The sequence below is a fragment of the Methanomassiliicoccales archaeon LGM-RCC1 genome, assembly GCA_030168575.1.
In the GTDB taxonomy this organism is placed as follows: Archaea; Thermoplasmatota; Thermoplasmata; order Methanomassiliicoccales; family Methanomethylophilaceae; genus Methanoprimaticola.
Map to the genome: position 1 here is coordinate 524,493 of CP115555.1, position 15,457 is coordinate 539,949.

Below are 15,457 nucleotides of genomic sequence, written 5' to 3' on the forward strand. Positions count from 1 at the left end.
ATTCTCAATCCCTATCTTCATAGATATCATTATTCGTCATCCATTTGACGAAAAACATGGTATGATCGTTGGAGAAATCCCCTCTGACCGAATAGTATCCCATATCCTGAGGCATATCCTTGTAATAGCAGCGGAGATCACCTTCCGGACAATCTATGGAGAAGGTGTACCCTGTGGAAGAGGTCCTTATGTCATGGACGATCCCCGAATAATCATATTCTATATTGTTCTCGTCAGAGAAGTAGGCGAACAACGATATCAGCAATATCACTGATAATCCCAAGACCATGTTCCTATCCATAGAGTATCGGCGATATCATTACAGAACGTCGGTTAAAATGGTTACTCCGACAGTAACTATGATAGACCCCCACCCCACCGTTTCCACTGGAACCGGAAAAGAGGGTATGTACCCTTTTTTCAGGAGAAAATCATGTTGAGAACGTACAGGACACCGATGAATGCGATGATCCCTGCGACGCAGAGTCCGATTGTGATCCAACCTTTCATAAGAGTTACCTCTGGAGATTCGTTATCGATGATGATGATATAAATGCTTGTGATTGGATGAATATCGTAAGTTTAAGAATCTAAAATTGATAATCGGTAAAACATCCATTTTATAGCAGCTTTTGATTGCAGAATCCCTATTCCTGAAGAAAGGATCATTCTCTTAACAGGAACCTTTTGAAAATCCTTATATCTACGATACCTCTTACAGAGGAAAGAAAACGACAAAGCGGTATAGGCCACTGGAGAAATCTGACATGACTGAACCAAATATCTTCAATCAATATCTCAACAAGAGAAAGGATCTGGTCAGATACAAGAAATACCTCCAGACCGACTACATACCGGAATCGCTTCCTCATAGGGACGATCTCCTTAATCAATTGGTCGAGATCATAGCTCCTTCACTGAACAAGATCAAACCTTCGAATATATTGATTATTGGTCAAACAGGAACAGGAAAGACTGTAACAGTGAATTTCCTAGGAAAGGAACTGAAGAAGGCCGATTCTGCAGAGGAGAATGTATCTCTCATCTACATCAACTGCGAGATAACGGATACCCCATACGGAATCCTCTACAACATCGCGAACACGATCATAACCGATTCTTCCAAGAAAGTCCCTTATACCGGATGGTCGGTCGATAAGATCATCGAAGAACTGAAGAACTACATGGAAGAACAGAAGAAGATCTTCATCGTGGTCTTGGATGAGATCGACAGATCGATAAACAAGAACGGTGACGATGTCTTCTATTATCTGACTTCTATCAACAATTCTCTGAAGGAATCCAAGATCTCGGTGATAGGGATATCGAACAATCCCAAGTTCACGGATCTCCTCAGTTCCAAGATAAAAAGCAGACTCTGCGAAGAGAAGATAATCTTCCCTCCCTACAGTGTGGAGGAGATCAACGATATCCTTCTCGAGAGGGCGAACAACGCTTTCGATGAAGGCATCCTCGATGTCGGGGTCATCCCTTACTGTGCGGCAATCACCGCCCAGGACGGAGGAGATGCTAGAAGGGCTATCAGTCTTCTCAAGCTTTCAGCCGAGATCGCGGAGCGCAACGGGGATCCCGTCATCACAGAAGCCCATGTCAAATCGGCTAAGAACAAGTTCGAGATGGATGCGGTCACTGAGATCGTGAAGAAGGCATTGAACGATCAGTTGAAGATCGTCCTCATGAGCATCATCAAGATAACAGAGAAAGGTCAGAAGACCATGATCACCGGAGAGGTGTACAGCTCTTACAAGGACATCTGCGAGATCATCGGTTACTCATCCTTGACTCAGAGAAGGGTCGCGGACATGATCTCCGAACTGGACATGCTAGGTCTCATCTATGCAAGGGTCAAATCCTACGGCCGCAACGGACGCACCAAGGAGATAGAATTGAATCTTTCAAGGGATATCGTCGACCTCCTGAAAGAGGATGAGCTCTTCAAGGATCTCGTCAATTATAAGCCTCCGAAACAGACCACTCTGATCTGAGGAAAATCACCAATACCCTCTTTTCCGGTTCCAGTGGAAACGGTGGGGTGGGGGTGTCAATAATAGCAGTACTCGTCGAGTTCCTTCTGATCCTTTGCGAGCTTCTTCCTGAGGTAGAAGATGTCGTAGCTGTAGATCAGTCCGATGACAGTGGCGAACAGCATTATGAGGCAGATGCTGGAGTTGGGAACATGGCTGAGATATGCCCTCTTGTTCTCCGTCATGTAGACCTTCAGCACGCCCATCCAGGGAAGCTCCATTATCGGCACGGATCTGATGTCGTCGTTCCCTATGGGGTGTGATATGATCCCGACGGCCTGGTCGAAATACGAGTTGGAGACAGGGTTGTCACCCATGGTCAGGTATCCGCTCTGCTTCCCAAGCGAATCCAGGTTGATACTGACCGTCTTGTTGGATTGGGTTATCCCCTGGAAGGTCAGTGTGCCGGAAAGGGACAGATAATTGTTCGAACCGGTGCAGGACCATGATCCCTTGTAGTCGGCCAGAGAGGGTGCGCTCCATGTGCCGTCCTTAGAGTTGTAGTCCAACCAGATTATGGCGCGGTGGATCACGGGGTTCACATCGTCGCCGCGGTTGTACACGATGACGTGACCGTAATCTCCGAACATCTTCAACCCGGAGACCGTGCCCTCCACATAGCTCTGTATATCGACCTTGGAAGGCGCTTGGATGATCATCACATCCCCGGTGTCGATCACACCTATCTGAGAAAGGTCGTTGTCGTGCTGCATGCTTGAAGAGGTGACAACGCTCAAAGGGGAGTCCAGTCCGGATACCGTGAAGATGCCGATATAGCCTGCTCCGAGTATAATGGCGAGTATGCCGATGACAGCGATGAGGATCCTGCTCTCCCTTTTCACGTGCATGCGTAAGGTATCGAGATATAAAATCTAGATTCAGGGCCTACAGATTTTTCTACTGAATAGTTCTGACACGCCTTCAAGAGCTGCCATGCCGAAAGTGAAGGAGAAGAAGGTCGAGCTCATCGAGCTGTTCTATGATCTGATCTACGTCTATGCGATATCGCAGATGACCCTCATAGTGGAGGAGCCGGATCACGGAATCCTCACCCACGAGATGTTCGGGGTGTACATCATCGCATCCATGGTCATCATCCAGGCATGGCTGTACATGACCGAGTACGTGAACCGCTACGGTTCATGGCGTTGGTACGAGTATGTCCTTGTGTCGTTCAACATGGGCGCCGTCATAGTGGTGGCCAATACGCTGACGTACAATTTGGACAACAGCACCGGTTTCATCATCGCTATGCTTGGGGTGTTGGGATCCGTTGCTGCGCTCTACATCATTCAGATCTACAAGGAGAAGCAGGACATCACGGCGGCATGGCACACGCTGGACATCCTCATATTGATAATCACGATCTACATGATCGCCCTGGTCATCAACCTGGCCGGTTACAGCGAGACGTCGATCATGGTCATCATCACCGCCATAATTCTGGGTATGATGCTGCCGTTCGTTAAGAAGGGCAAGTACGACCTCAGGATCGTCAGCATGCCGCATCTGGTGGAGAGGCTCGAGCTGATCACCATAGTCACCTTCGGTGAGGCGATAGTCGGTATCACGGGATTCTTCGTTCCTAACGAGCTCGGCACGGCGGCGCCCATGGTGCTCATGATAATCCTGTTCATGTTCGGATCCTACGTGGCCCAGGTGCACTTCCTATGCAACCACCATCAGATCGCCAAGCCGACCAGGATGACCTGGAGCCACTACCAGATAGTCATCGCCATCAACCTGGTGACGGTGGCGCTGCTGTACTTCAAGAGCGAGGAGGCGGAACACATGTTCACCGCGGGCCTGATGATGATGTCGATACTGGCGTTCTACCTCGCCCTGCATGCCACATCGAAATACTACTGCGAGGACTTCCCGCACAGCCTGAAGGATGTGGCGATGTCCGTGGCCGTCGTGGCGATCGGGGCGCTGGTGGTCTTCGGATTCCCGGACAGTCCGTACGGGTTCCTAATCGGTTCGCTCATAGCCACCGGAGGCAATTTCTACCTATTCTGGTACAAGTACTCTTCGAATCGCTGCATCAATCCTCTGCATCATATCTGAGCGGTCTCCGTACCTGTTATATCGGTGAACGGGACTATCATCCTCTAAGTCCGGGAGAGGATCAAGGATGGAGAGACCAAGCAACGATGAGTACTTCATGGAGATGGCGCAACTCGTCTCCTCGCGTTCCACTTGTCTGAGGCGCCGTGTGGGTGCCGTCATAGTCAAGGAGAAGAGGGTGCTCTCCACCGGATACAACGGATCCCCCAAAGGCACGAAGCACTGCGAGGAGCTCGGCTGCATAAGGGTGAGGATGAACGTCCCCTCCGGCACGAGGCACGAGCTCTGCAGGGGCGTTCACGCCGAGCAGAACGCAGTGACCCAGGCAGCCTATTTCGGAGTGAGCGTGGACGGCGCCACCATCTACACCACGACCTATCCTTGCTCCATGTGCGCCAAGATCCTCATCAACGCGGGCATCAGGGAGATCGTCTACAGCGAGGGTTATGCCGACGACCTCTCCAAGGAACTGCTGGAAGAGGCGGGCATCAAGATAAGGGAGTACAAGCCCGAGAAAACCCTCTGATCTCATCCCGAAAACCTCCCATCCAACTAACCCCGCTCTATTATTATTAGGGGCGGTTCTTTTATAATAATTAGGGGATACAAGGCTCAAGTCGGGGAGTGTAAATTTGAGCCGGACTGAAATACTTACGGAGATAAAACAAGCGGAAGCGGAAGCTGACGCCAAGGTCAAAAAGGCCGAGGACGAACAGAAAGCAGCTCTCGCAGAAGCTCGCAGAGATTCTGTGAAGAAAATTCAGGACGCTGAAGCTCAGATGCGCAGCTCTTACGAGTCCGCAGTAGCCGCGGAAAAGGACAAGCTTGCCGAGCAGCATGATTCTAAGCTTGCTGGCGGTAAGGCCGAAGCCGATAAGATCGACTACGGTTCCAAGGCGAAGAAAGAGGAAGCAAAGAAATTCCTTAAAAAAGAAGTTGAGAGGATTTTGAATGTTTCTTCCTGAGTCGATGAGTAGAATCGTGATTGTGGGTGCAAACTCATGTCTCGACGAGACGATTGATCTCCTGTACGAGCTTGAGAACATCCACCTGATCGATCATACTGTCGACGCGGATGAGGGTTTCACCCTCGGAACGCCCCGTCCCTACTCACCCAAGACAGCCGAGAGGCTTCTGAAGGTGCGTGCGATGGAGAAGGATCTCGGTATCAATAAGCATACCAAGACCCAACCGATTTCAGAGAGTGAAATCAGGAGCCAGATATCATCTGACAGCGTCGAATCTGTCGAGAGCGAGGTCAAAGCCGTTCTGGACAGAAGGAATGATCTCAATCAGAGAATCACCGAATTAAACGCAAAGAAGAAGAATCTTGATCTCCTTGCCAGACTACCGATAGACCTCGACATGTACTCCGGTTACAGGAGCATCGTGTCCATGGTCGGAACCGTGGAGAAGGACCCCACACAGTCCCTCAAGGACTTCGCTGAGGTCTTCACCTCTATGGACAAGAAGAAGGGCGGCGTCGCAGCTGTCTTCGTCAGGAACGAGGACAGGGCCAAGGCCCAGAACATCCTGTCCGAGTGCGGTTTCTCCGAGATACCCGTTCCAGAGGAACCGGTACCGGTCTCTATTGCCCTCAAGAAGGTCGACACAGAGTTGGCCAGCTTGACAAAGGAGCAAGAGGTAGTCCAGAAGGAAACAGAGGTTCTTTTTGAGAAGCACAAACATTTCCTCAGAGCATCCGATGAAGAACTCGCTGCGGAGGCTGACAAGGGTACTTTGCCCGTCAGGATAGCCACCTCAGAGTACACGTTCTTGGTCGACGCATGGGTACCTACAAGCAGAGCGGAGATGGTGAAGCTCACCATCGAGTCGCAGATACCCGCAACATACGTCGAGGTTGAAGAGAACCGTGGAAGGAAGGAGAGAGAATCGGAGAAGTTCGAGGACCGCTTCAAGGTCGTGCCCACCAAGATGAAGCACGGCAGAGTTAGCAAGCATTTCGAATATCCGACAAAGATGATGTCGGTACCAAAGTACAACGAGGTGGACCCCACAACGCTCATCGCGATCTTCCTCCCGCTGTTCTTCGGATTCATGGTAGGAGATATCGGATACGCTATCCCCTTCATCATCCTGGGAGCATACGGTCTGAAGTTCGCTAAGAACCCGGACTGGCGCGCTATCGCGACCGTCCTGTTCTTCGGAGGCCTGTGGGCCGCAGTGTTCGGTTTCTTCTTCTTCGGAGAAGCCCTAGGAATGCACTTCGTTGGTGAAGCAGAAGGCGTGGAGTACACGTGGCAGAGCCTGCTCGGCCTTGAGAACCTCGATAAGGCGTTCACATGGTTGATCGGCGGACACGGTGTGCACAAGATCTCAGCCGAGTACGTGGGCATGCTGCTCAAGCTGTCCGTCTACATCGGAATCGTCCACCTGAGCCTCGGATACATACTGGCGATTTACAACAAATCGAAGCAGTTCGGATTCAAGCACGGGTTCATGGAGAAGGGAGGAGCGTTCCTCACCTTCGTCGGACTGGTCTTCATCTGTTACGCAGTCGCTACCAACCTCGTCACCTCCAGCCCCCTCCCGAACGATCTCTACATGGGATTCATCGGCGTGGGTGCGGTGATATTGTTGATCGGTATCGTCATCAACGCGAAGGCAGAAGGTGTCATGAAGGTCGTCATCGAGCTTCCTGACACGGTCGGAAACATACTTTCATACACTCGTCTGGTCGCGATCGGAATGTCAAAGGCCGGTATGGCATTGGCATTCAACTACATCTCGATCGGAATGATCGCAGGAGGACTCGACGGTATCCTCGGACTCATCGTAGGATTCGTCGCATTCGTGTTCTTCCAGCTCATGATTTGGACTCTCGGAATTATGTCCGCGGGACTGCACGCATTAAGGTTGCAGCTCGTCGAGTTCATGGTCAGGTTCTACGAGGGAGACGGAACGGAGTTCACACCCCTCAAAATCAAACGCAACAAAACAGTTTCATCAAATAAAAATGTAAAAGAGGCTTGAAAATGGCAGAAGGAATTGGATTAGGACTTATGGCAGTTGGAGCAGGACTTGCAGTCGGACTCGCTGGACTGGGAACAGGAATGGCCCAGAAAGACATCGGAGCAGCAGCCGTCGGTGCAATCACCGAGGACCCCAAGATGATGGGAAAGGCACTGATGTTCATGGTGCTTCCTGAGACCGTCGTTATCTTCGGACTGGTCATTGCTATCCTCGCTCTCTTCGTATTACCCGGTCAGTTGTGATTACGCCTCGAGGTTATCTCATGGCATTAGACAAAGTGACTGCGGAGATCATGGCGATCTCCGACGAGGCCGTGGCGAAGATCCAGGCAGAGACTGCCGCAGAGATCGCCCGCATCCAGTCGGAGACAGAGACCAAGATCGCCGAGTTGAAAGAAAGCGAAGACAAGAGGCTCGCGGACACCATCGACCGCATGGACCGTCAGGAAGTCTCCAGCGCAGAGCTGGAGAGCAAGAAGATCGTCCTTGCCAAGAAGAAGGAGGTCCTCTCCGAGGTCTTCGACGAGACACTCGCCGAGCTCGAGGGTGCATCAGCCGAACAGAAGCTGAAGCACTACAAGAACATGGTGAATGCCGCCAAGACCATCATCCCTGAACCCAAGGCCATCATCTCCGAGAACGACAAGTTCACGGCGAAGGACCTCGGTGTCAAGAAGGTCGAGAAGGACAGCAGGATCAAGGCAGGTCTCATCCTCCAGAGCGAGGACGGCCAGATCGAGATCGACATGCAGTACTCCGCTCTTCTCCGCACGGTTTGGGACCGCGGCATCAAGAACGTGTCCGACATTCTCTTCGGGTGAAGCAAATGTTCGGGCGCGGTAAGAACAAAGGCAACTACGCATACACCGCCACCAGAGCGAAAGCGATGAAGGCGCTCCTGATCAAGGAGGATGACTACAACAAGATGTTGCAGCTCGGTGTCAGCGAACTGGCCCGTTTCACCTCCGAGGCAGGATACGCCAAGGAAGTCACGGAGCTCGCTGATAAGACCGAGGGAGTCGACCTCGTCGAGCGTGCGACCTACATGTACCTTGCGGACACCTGCAAGTCCCTTCTCCAGGGAGCACAGGGAGAGCTTTACACCCTCCTCGCGTCATACCTGCAGAAGTGGGACAACTGGAACGTGAAGGTCATCCTGCGTGGAAAGTCATATGGTCTGTCAGTGGACAACATCAGAGCAGATCTGGTCCCCGCTGGCAATATGGGCGCCGAAGAATTAGAGAGACTCATATCGCTCGAGTCGAGCGAAGAGATATTGACTGCTTACTGCAAGGCCGAGGCCATCCCGCTTCCCGCCGATCTTCTGGCGGATTACAAGCAGACCGGAACCCTCGGCAGGATCGAGGATTACCTCGACAAGGTCCAGTACGAGAGGCTCATCAGGGTCATCCCGACAACCTCCCTTCCGACACGTATGTTCTCGGATTACATCAGGAGGGTCGTCGACATGAAGAACCTGGAGACCATCCTCAAGCTGAAGGTCGAGGGCGTAACCGGTGACAAGGTCATGGATTACGTCATCCCCGGAGGAAAGCAGATCGATATGAAGTTCGCCAAACAGCTGGCAGACGCGGAGACCGTCAAGGACACCTACTCCGACCTCGCACAGCTCGACTTCTACGATTACTTCAAGGAACTGGTAGAGGCCGGGGACATGACCGTCCGCGACCTTATCCTGAAGATGAAGAAATACGAGATCGAGGAATCCAAGAAGTTCGCGAAGGAATACCCTCTGTCCATCCTACCCGCCGTCGATTACATGATCGGCATCGAGAACGAGGTAAGGAATATCAGGACGATCGCGAGGGGAATCGAGAGCGGACTCGACAAGGAAACGATCAAAGGATTGCTGGTGATCTGATGGAAATCGCAGTTATAGGCAGTGAGGAGTTCACACTCGGATTCAGGCTTGCCGGAATCAGGCGCGTATTCGTAGCCGACCAAGAAAACTATCAAGAAAAGATGCTGGACGCATTGTCCCAGCCTACAATCGGTATCCTCGCAGTAGATGCGAAGGACCTCGACAATCTCCCCTTCAACATGAGGCACAGGGTTCTGGAGTCCATCCAGCCCGTCGTGGTGGCCGTCGGAGGATCGGATGACGATCTCCGCGAGAAGGTCAAGAGGGCGATTGGCGTAGATTTATACAAAAATGAGGATGATTGAATGAGCACTGAAGGTGTAATTTACAGGGTCGCCGGACCTGTCGTGACCGCCACAGGAATCTCACCCAAGATGTACGATGTCGTACACGTTGGAAAGGAGCAACTGATGGGAGAGGTCATCAAAATCGTCGGCGAGTACTCCATCATCCAGGTCTATGAGGACACAGACAACGTCAAACCGGGAGAGCCTGTCACAAACACAGGAAAGCCCCTGTCCGTTGAGCTCGGTCCCGGACTCTTGGAATCCGTTTACGACGGAATCCAGAGGCCTCTCCCCGTTCTGAGGGAGAAGATGGGAGACTTCATTTTCCGTGGAGTCGCTGCACCTGGATTGGATCACAAGAAGAAATGGGAGTTCAACCCCACAGTGAAGAAGGGAGACGAGGTCTCCGAGGGAATGGTCATCGGTACCGTGCAGGAGGGACCTATCCTCCACAAGATCATGGTGCCCATCGGACTCAACGGAAAGGTCGACTCGATCTCTACCGGAAAGTTCACCATCGACGAAACGGTTGCCAAGATCGCCGGAAAGGAAGTCTGCATGATGCAGTACTGGCCCGTCCGTAACCCCAGGCCCGTCGCCGAGAAGTACCAGCCCGACATCCCCCTGGTCACTGGACTTCGTGTCCTGGACACGATGTTCCCCCTCGCAAAGGGAGGAGCAGCCGCAATCCCCGGAGCATTCGGAACCGGAAAGACTGTCACACAGCAGTCCCTCGCAAAGTACTCCGATGCCGAGATCGTGGTCTACATCGGATGCGGTGAGCGTGGAAACGAGATGACCGAGGTTCTGACAGAGTTCCCCGAACTCGAGGACCCCAGGACAGGAATGAAGCTCATGAAGAGGACCGTTCTCATCGCGAACACCTCCAACATGCCTGTGGCAGCTCGTGAGGCTTCCGTTTACACTGGAATGACCATCGCCGAGTACTTCAGGGACATGGGCTACAACGTCGCACTCATGGCCGACTCCACCTCCAGGTGGGCAGAGGCAATGCGTGAGATCTCCTCCAGGCTGGAAGAGATGCCCGGAGAAGAGGGATACCCCGCATACCTTGCAGGACGTCTCTCCGAGTTCTACGAGCGTGCCGCAAGGGCCAAGGTGCTCAGCGGAGGAGACGGATCCGTTTCCGTTATCGGAGCGGTTTCACCCCCCGGAGGAGACCTTTCGGAGCCCGTCACTCAGAACACACTGCGTATCGTACGTGTCTTCTGGGCACTGGACACCAAGCTCCGTGAGAGGAGGCACTTCCCCACAATCAACTGGCTGACATCGTACACCATGTACGACAGGCAGCTGCTCGACTGGTTCAAGGCCAACGTCGCAGAGGACTACCCCGCGCTGAAGGCATGGGCCATGAAGACCCTCCAGAAGGAGGCCGAGCTGCAGGACGTCGTCCAGATGGTCGGTTCCGACTCTCTGCCCGACGAGCAGAAGATCACACTCGAGGTCGCAAAGATGATCCGTGAGATCTTCCTACAGCAGAACGCATACGACCCCGTCGATTGTTACTGCCCCCTCAACAGGCAGTACAAGATGCTGACCCTGATCAAGAAGTACTCCGACATGTCGGAGAAGGCTCTGCAGGCAGGCGCAGCCGTCGACAAGATCGCATACCTCCCCGTGAGGACGAGATTCAACCAGTCCAAGTACGAGCCCAACGTTGACGAGGAGCTCGAGGCTGTAGACGCAGACATGGACAAGCAGTTCGCGGAGCTTGGAGCGTGATTATGATGGCAGCAGCAAAAGCAAAGACGGCCGCAGCGAAACCCGCAGCTAAGAAGGCAGCGAAACCCGCAGCAGCCAAGAAGGTAACGAAGACTGCAGCAAAGGCGACCAAGCCTGTAGCCAAGAAGGTCGAGGCAAAGATCAGCAAAGAGTACAAGACAGTCTCCCAGATCGCCGGACCTCTGATCTACGTCAAGAAGACAGAGCCCGTCGGATACAAAGAGATGGTCAACATCAGGCTCTCCGATGGAACGACAAGGAGGGGACAGGTTCTGGACTCCTCGGATGAGGTCGTCGTCGTCCAGGTGTTCGAGGGAACATCCGGAATCGACAGGGACGCATCCGTCAGGTTCCTCGGCGACACCATGAAGATGCCCGTGTCCAAGGACATGCTCGGAAGGATCCTCTCTGGATCCGGACAGCCCCTGGACGGAGGAGCACCCATCGTGCCCGAGAAGGAGCTGGAGATCAACGGAGCCGCTATCAACCCGTGGGCAAGGGACTCCCCGTCGGATTTCATCCAGACAGGAATCTCAACCATCGACGGAATGAACACCCTGGTCAGGGGACAGAAGCTTCCTATCTTCTCCGCATCCGGACTTCCCCACAACGAGATCGCTCTTCAGATCGCTCGTCAGGCAAAGGTCCGCGGAGAGAACGAGGAGTTCGCTGTCGTGTTCATCGCGATGGGAATCACCAACGAAGAGAAGCAGATGTTCATGAAGGAGTTCGAGAGGACCGGTGCACTGAAGAACGCAGTGGTCTTCCTGAACCTCGCAGACGACCCCGCTGTGGAGCGTACCCTGACACCCCGTCTCGGACTCACCACCGCAGAGTACATGGCTTTCGACCTCGGTATGCAGGTGCTGGTCATCATGACCGATATCACCAACTACTGTGAGGCTCTCCGTCAGATCGGAGCAGCCCGTGAAGAGGTGCCCGGAAGGCGTGGATACCCCGGTTACATGTACACCGACCTCGCACAGCTGTACGAGCGTGCAGGAAGGATCAAGGGCAAGAAGGGATCGATCACTCAGATCCCTATCCTTTCGATGCCCGGTGGAGACATCACCCACCCGATCCCCGACCTGTCCGGATACATCACCGAGGGACAGATCGTTCTGTCCATGGACCTCCACAGGAACGGTATCTACCCGCCAGTCAACGTTTCATCCTCACTCAGCCGTCTGATGGGAGGAGGAACCGGAGAGGGAAGGACCCGTGAGGACCACAAGGGAGTCTCCGATCAGCTCTATGCGGCATACGCAGAGGGTAAGGACCTCCGTGGACTGGTCGCCATCGTCGGAAAGGACTCGCTGTCCGCAAAGGACAGGAAGCTCCTGGAGTTCGCTGACCTGTTCGAGGACCGCTTCGTCAGGCAGGGAGCCGAGGAGGACCGTTCCATCGAGCAGACCCTCGACCTCGGTTGGGAGCTGTTCACCGCCCTCGATCTGGACCAGATCACAAGGATCAGCCGTAAGTACATCGACAAGTACCTGCCCAAGAAGGCTTGATATCCGTGGGAGCACACGATGTCACCCCCAACCGTTCGGTACTGCTCCAGCTGAAGAGCAGGATCAAACTGACCCAAGGCGGTCACAAGGTCCTGAAGATGAAGAGAGACGGTCTCATCATCGAGTTCTTCGACATCCTGGAGAAGGCCAGGCAGATGCGTGCCGGCGTCAGCTCGGATTACGAGTACGCCATGCGCACCATCACCATAGCCCGTGCGGTAGAGGGAGAGGTCGCCGTGAAATCCGCGGCATATGCCCTCAAGGCAGACCCGCAGGTCAATGTAACCAGCAAGAGCATCATGGGAATGGTCGTTCCCAAGGTGGAGGCGGACCACATCCACGTCCTCATGACTGAGAAGGGATACGGAGTCATCTCCACCTCGGCCTACATCGAGGCCGCTTCGATCGCATTCGAGAAACTGCTCGAGACGATCGTCCGCGCCGCAGAGGTCGAGACCACCATGAAGAAACTGCTGGATGAGATCGAGAAGACCAAGAGGAGAGTCAACGCACTCGAGTTCAAGATCATTCCCGAGCTCCAGGAGTCCGAAAGGTTCATCAAATTCAGTCTCGAAGAGATGGAAAGAGAGAACACCACAAGGCTCAAGCACCTGAAGAAGGCATGATGAGGCGAAGATCATGAAATCGCTGGAGGAGCGCTACGAGGAGATAACGGAGGACCCGAAGAAGTTCAAGAAGGCCTTCAATATCGTCTGGATAGTCGCTTACAGCATGCTCATGATCGGAGTCTTCCTCATCATCTGGGTACTGTACACGGGCCAGTAAACACCTTTATCAATCATCTTCCAGCCGGCCCGGAGGGCCGGCACCCCTTGCTATTCAAAGGATCCTATTCTACTACAGTAAAACAATGGGAAAAATCACTTTGAATCTCTGGAAAACATTTCATAGTTGTATTGAAAAAAGTATTCCCCCGTTTTTACGGGGGAAATATGTTTACTCGACCCATCTTGATATGGCTTCAAGAATCTGATCCTGATAATTGTATATGTCACGAACAGAGTCTATTCTTATCGAATTTAACAGTAGAAACAGAATAATACGGAGCAGGGCCTAACAGGTGAAACCCGTTCTCCCTCCTCCATATAGTCATTCCATCACACGATATATATTTGTGATGTTTCTAATCAAGATTTAGAAGATTGACAAAATGGAGTGTAACATCGTTTTCATGGATGAATCCGGCAGTGGTTCAAAGAGTAAAGGAAAGGTCAATTATTGGGTGACTGTTGGAGTATTATCAAGTTTGGACAATCATTAGAAAATAACGGAAGAATTACACGCTATAACAAAGAAAAATATGAGACTCTATAATAGAGAACTGAAAGGGACGGACATTTCTAGGAATCATTTAAATCCTGGAGTTGACAAGATGTCTGTTGCTAAAGATATTTCTGATCTGATATTAAGGTACAATATGACTGTTTTTGTGACCGCTTCTAATATGTCACCTGCGATAAAGAGATTAGAAAAAAAGTTTACAGCTTCCAATGTTAAAAATGGATTGCAAGCTAAGGATATTGCCAGGGAGTTGCTATTAGAACGCATATCGATTTCTCTAAATTATAAAAGAACTAAAGACATGCTTAACTTGCTGGTCTGGGATCTTTCTGATAATAATGAATTAGCTGATTTTAGTGCTATAACGGGATCATATACGAATCCGCATGATCATAAGAAGCTCAACTGCACCATTGTACCACATATTTTAGGTGGCTTGTCACACGATTGGGCAGAATTACAGATTGCAGATTTAATTTCCAATTATGCATTGAATTATGTGGCAGATGGAATTTATATCGATGCCGACAGGGAAAAAAGTGAAGCATTCAAAAAATACCTGTATCCTGTATTGCATTGCGACAAAAATGGAAAGATTGAAGGCGTAGGTTTTAAAAAGATTTTTAATGAGTTAGAACGACGCGATTGAAGTCGTCAAATAACAAGGATGGTGGGAGAAGTGATCCCCCCCCCCCTTCAAAAGCCATACTTATCTATTATACAGTTTGTTAATACTATTCAAGAGTAAAAATCATAAATAGTGTTACTCAAAAATTAATTATTAATAATAAGGATGTATGGGATTCCTATCAGTATTATCGAACGAGGGTCTCGAATGTCCAAAGGAATCATCATAGTCGGATACGGAACAAGGAAAGGAAATCTAGAGGAGGTCCTGGAAACACAGGCACGCAGGCTCAGGTGCAGGGGATGGAAGCACGTGGGCATCGCTTATTTCAGGGTAAGCTCCCCCACGATCCCCGAGGCGCTGGAGGCCATGGTCGACGAAGGCGTCGATCAGATCGTCGTCCTCCCCTACTACATCGCGGAGGGAACACTCACAAGGGAGCTTATACCCGAGAAGTTCGGCATGCAGGCGGACATGGCGGAGGTCCAGTGCAAGGGCAAGACCGTCACCATCCAGATCGCTCCCGCATTCGACGTGAGCTTCTCCCTCACCGACATCATCTGCGACAAGATCGCAGATGTGAACGGAGACCAGGATTGCGGAATCCTCGTCCTCGGACACGGAACCAGGTACAAGTCCCTCACGAACATGCGCGTCGTGAAGCTCAACGCAGAGAGGCTCAGAGAGAGGGGCTATTCCCATGCTCTGCACTCGTTCAACGAGTTCTGCGAGCCTTCCATCAAGGATGTCCTCAGTGATCTGGAGAAGCAGGGAGTCAAGAGGATCATCGCGATCCCCCTGTTCATCGCAATGGGCCTGCACCTCGGAGAGGAGATCCCCGAGCAGCTGGGAATCCCTCCCTACAGCGAAGGCGGAGACATCACCGTCAACGGAAGGACAATATCGTTGTCCTACACCCGCCCGGTAGAGGCGGACAACCGTCTCACCGACCTGCTCGACAGGCAGGCAAGGCATTATCTCGGCATTCAGTGA

Annotated in this window: 17 protein-coding genes; 15 read left to right on the forward strand and 2 right to left on the reverse strand. The window is 52.0% G+C overall.

Going from position 1 to position 15,457, the window contains the following annotated elements; all coding sequences use genetic code 11:
• Positions 1-4: 4 nt before the first annotated feature.
• Positions 5-301, reverse strand: a complete 297-nt coding sequence (locus tag PED39_02565) for a hypothetical protein (protein ID WII08100.1) — start codon at positions 299-301, stop codon at positions 5-7.
• A 466-nt stretch (positions 302-767) separates the two neighbouring features.
• On the opposite strand from PED39_02565, the gene PED39_02570 reads away from it, so the two are divergent.
• Positions 768-2,006, forward strand: a complete 1,239-nt coding sequence (locus PED39_02570) for an orc1/cdc6 family replication initiation protein (GenBank protein ID WII08101.1) — start codon at positions 768-770, stop codon at positions 2,004-2,006.
• Positions 2,007-2,062: 56 nt separating this feature from the next.
• Here the strand turns inward: PED39_02570 and PED39_02575 are convergent, their stop codons facing one another.
• The gene (locus PED39_02575) at positions 2,063-2,893 is read right to left on the reverse strand and encodes a S26 family signal peptidase (GenBank protein WII08102.1); all 831 of its coding nucleotides are present in this window, start codon (positions 2,891-2,893) and stop codon (positions 2,063-2,065) included.
• An 85-nt stretch (positions 2,894-2,978) separates the two neighbouring features.
• Between PED39_02575 and PED39_02580 the strand changes: the two genes are divergently transcribed.
• The 14 genes from PED39_02580 (at position 2,979) to PED39_02645 (ending at position 15,457) form a co-directional block, all read left to right on the forward strand.
• On the forward strand, positions 2,979-4,112 hold the full coding sequence (locus PED39_02580) for a low temperature requirement protein A (protein ID WII08103.1): 1,134 nt from the start codon (positions 2,979-2,981) through the stop codon (positions 4,110-4,112).
• A 67-nt stretch (positions 4,113-4,179) separates the two neighbouring features.
• A complete protein-coding gene (locus PED39_02585; protein ID WII08104.1) occupies positions 4,180-4,638 on the forward strand; it encodes a cytidine/deoxycytidylate deaminase family protein in 459 nt (152 codons plus the stop codon).
• 106 nt (positions 4,639-4,744) lie between these two features.
• Positions 4,745-5,077: a hypothetical protein gene (locus PED39_02590; protein ID WII08105.1), complete on the forward strand. Its 333-nt coding sequence runs from the start codon at positions 4,745-4,747 to the stop codon at positions 5,075-5,077.
• Between the two features lie 4 nt (positions 5,078-5,081).
• Positions 5,082-7,106: a V-type ATP synthase subunit I gene (locus PED39_02595; protein WII08106.1), complete on the forward strand. Its 2,025-nt coding sequence runs from the start codon at positions 5,082-5,084 to the stop codon at positions 7,104-7,106.
• Between the two features lie 2 nt (positions 7,107-7,108).
• The gene (locus PED39_02600) at positions 7,109-7,348 is read left to right on the forward strand and encodes an ATPase (GenBank protein WII08107.1); all 240 of its coding nucleotides are present in this window, start codon (positions 7,109-7,111) and stop codon (positions 7,346-7,348) included.
• A gap of 20 nt (positions 7,349-7,368) precedes the next feature.
• Positions 7,369-7,926 carry a V-type ATP synthase subunit E family protein gene (locus PED39_02605; protein ID WII08108.1) on the forward strand — a complete coding sequence of 186 codons (558 nt, stop codon included), beginning with the start codon at positions 7,369-7,371 and terminating at the stop codon, positions 7,924-7,926.
• A gap of 5 nt (positions 7,927-7,931) precedes the next feature.
• Complete coding sequence (gene ahaC / locus PED39_02610) at positions 7,932-8,987, forward strand: ATP synthase A1 subunit C (protein ID WII08109.1); 1,056 nt, start codon at positions 7,932-7,934, stop codon at positions 8,985-8,987.
• Positions 8,987-9,292 carry a V-type ATP synthase subunit F gene (locus PED39_02615; protein ID WII08110.1) on the forward strand — a complete coding sequence of 102 codons (306 nt, stop codon included), beginning with the start codon at positions 8,987-8,989 and terminating at the stop codon, positions 9,290-9,292. The genes ahaC and PED39_02615 overlap by 1 nt, the downstream gene beginning before the upstream one ends.
• Entirely contained in the window at positions 9,293-11,020 is a 1,728-nt protein-coding gene (locus PED39_02620) for a V-type ATP synthase subunit A (protein ID WII08111.1), read from the forward strand. It begins immediately after the preceding gene.
• 5 nt (positions 11,021-11,025) lie between these two features.
• Entirely contained in the window at positions 11,026-12,534 is a 1,509-nt protein-coding gene (locus PED39_02625; GenBank protein WII08112.1) for a V-type ATP synthase subunit B, read from the forward strand.
• A gap of 5 nt (positions 12,535-12,539) precedes the next feature.
• Positions 12,540-13,160, forward strand: a complete 621-nt coding sequence (locus PED39_02630) for a V-type ATP synthase subunit D (protein ID WII08113.1) — start codon at positions 12,540-12,542, stop codon at positions 13,158-13,160.
• Positions 13,161-13,173: 13 nt separating this feature from the next.
• Positions 13,174-13,320, forward strand: a complete 147-nt coding sequence (locus PED39_02635; GenBank protein ID WII08114.1) for a hypothetical protein — start codon at positions 13,174-13,176, stop codon at positions 13,318-13,320.
• 607 nt (positions 13,321-13,927) lie between these two features.
• Positions 13,928-14,485: a hypothetical protein gene (locus PED39_02640; protein WII08115.1), complete on the forward strand. Its 558-nt coding sequence runs from the start codon at positions 13,928-13,930 to the stop codon at positions 14,483-14,485.
• Positions 14,486-14,671: 186 nt separating this feature from the next.
• The gene (locus PED39_02645) at positions 14,672-15,457 is read left to right on the forward strand and encodes a sirohydrochlorin cobaltochelatase (protein ID WII08116.1); all 786 of its coding nucleotides are present in this window, start codon (positions 14,672-14,674) and stop codon (positions 15,455-15,457) included.

Excerpts from the sequence above, each read along its gene's own strand:
- PED39_02565 (WII08100.1), bottom strand. The coding sequence starts at position 301 with ATGGATAGGAACATGGTCTTGGGATTATCAGTGATATTGCTGATATCG.
- PED39_02570 (WII08101.1), top strand. The coding sequence starts at position 768 with ATGACTGAACCAAATATCTTCAATCAATATCTCAACAAGAGAAAGGAT.
- PED39_02575 (WII08102.1), bottom strand. The coding sequence starts at position 2,893 with ATGCACGTGAAAAGGGAGAGCAGGATCCTCATCGCTGTCATCGGCATA.
- PED39_02580 (WII08103.1), top strand. The coding sequence starts at position 2,979 with ATGCCGAAAGTGAAGGAGAAGAAGGTCGAGCTCATCGAGCTGTTCTAT.
- PED39_02585 (WII08104.1), top strand. The coding sequence starts at position 4,180 with ATGGAGAGACCAAGCAACGATGAGTACTTCATGGAGATGGCGCAACTC.
- PED39_02595 (WII08106.1), top strand. The coding sequence starts at position 5,082 with ATGAGTAGAATCGTGATTGTGGGTGCAAACTCATGTCTCGACGAGACG.
- PED39_02600 (WII08107.1), top strand. The coding sequence starts at position 7,109 with ATGGCAGAAGGAATTGGATTAGGACTTATGGCAGTTGGAGCAGGACTT.
- PED39_02605 (WII08108.1), top strand. The coding sequence starts at position 7,369 with ATGGCATTAGACAAAGTGACTGCGGAGATCATGGCGATCTCCGACGAG.
- ahaC (WII08109.1), top strand. The coding sequence starts at position 7,932 with ATGTTCGGGCGCGGTAAGAACAAAGGCAACTACGCATACACCGCCACC.
- PED39_02615 (WII08110.1), top strand. The coding sequence starts at position 8,987 with ATGGAAATCGCAGTTATAGGCAGTGAGGAGTTCACACTCGGATTCAGG.
- PED39_02620 (WII08111.1), top strand. The coding sequence starts at position 9,293 with ATGAGCACTGAAGGTGTAATTTACAGGGTCGCCGGACCTGTCGTGACC.
- PED39_02625 (WII08112.1), top strand. The coding sequence starts at position 11,026 with ATGGCAGCAGCAAAAGCAAAGACGGCCGCAGCGAAACCCGCAGCTAAG.
- PED39_02635 (WII08114.1), top strand. The coding sequence starts at position 13,174 with ATGAAATCGCTGGAGGAGCGCTACGAGGAGATAACGGAGGACCCGAAG.
- PED39_02640 (WII08115.1), top strand. The coding sequence starts at position 13,928 with ATGTCTGTTGCTAAAGATATTTCTGATCTGATATTAAGGTACAATATG.
- PED39_02645 (WII08116.1), top strand. The coding sequence starts at position 14,672 with ATGTCCAAAGGAATCATCATAGTCGGATACGGAACAAGGAAAGGAAAT.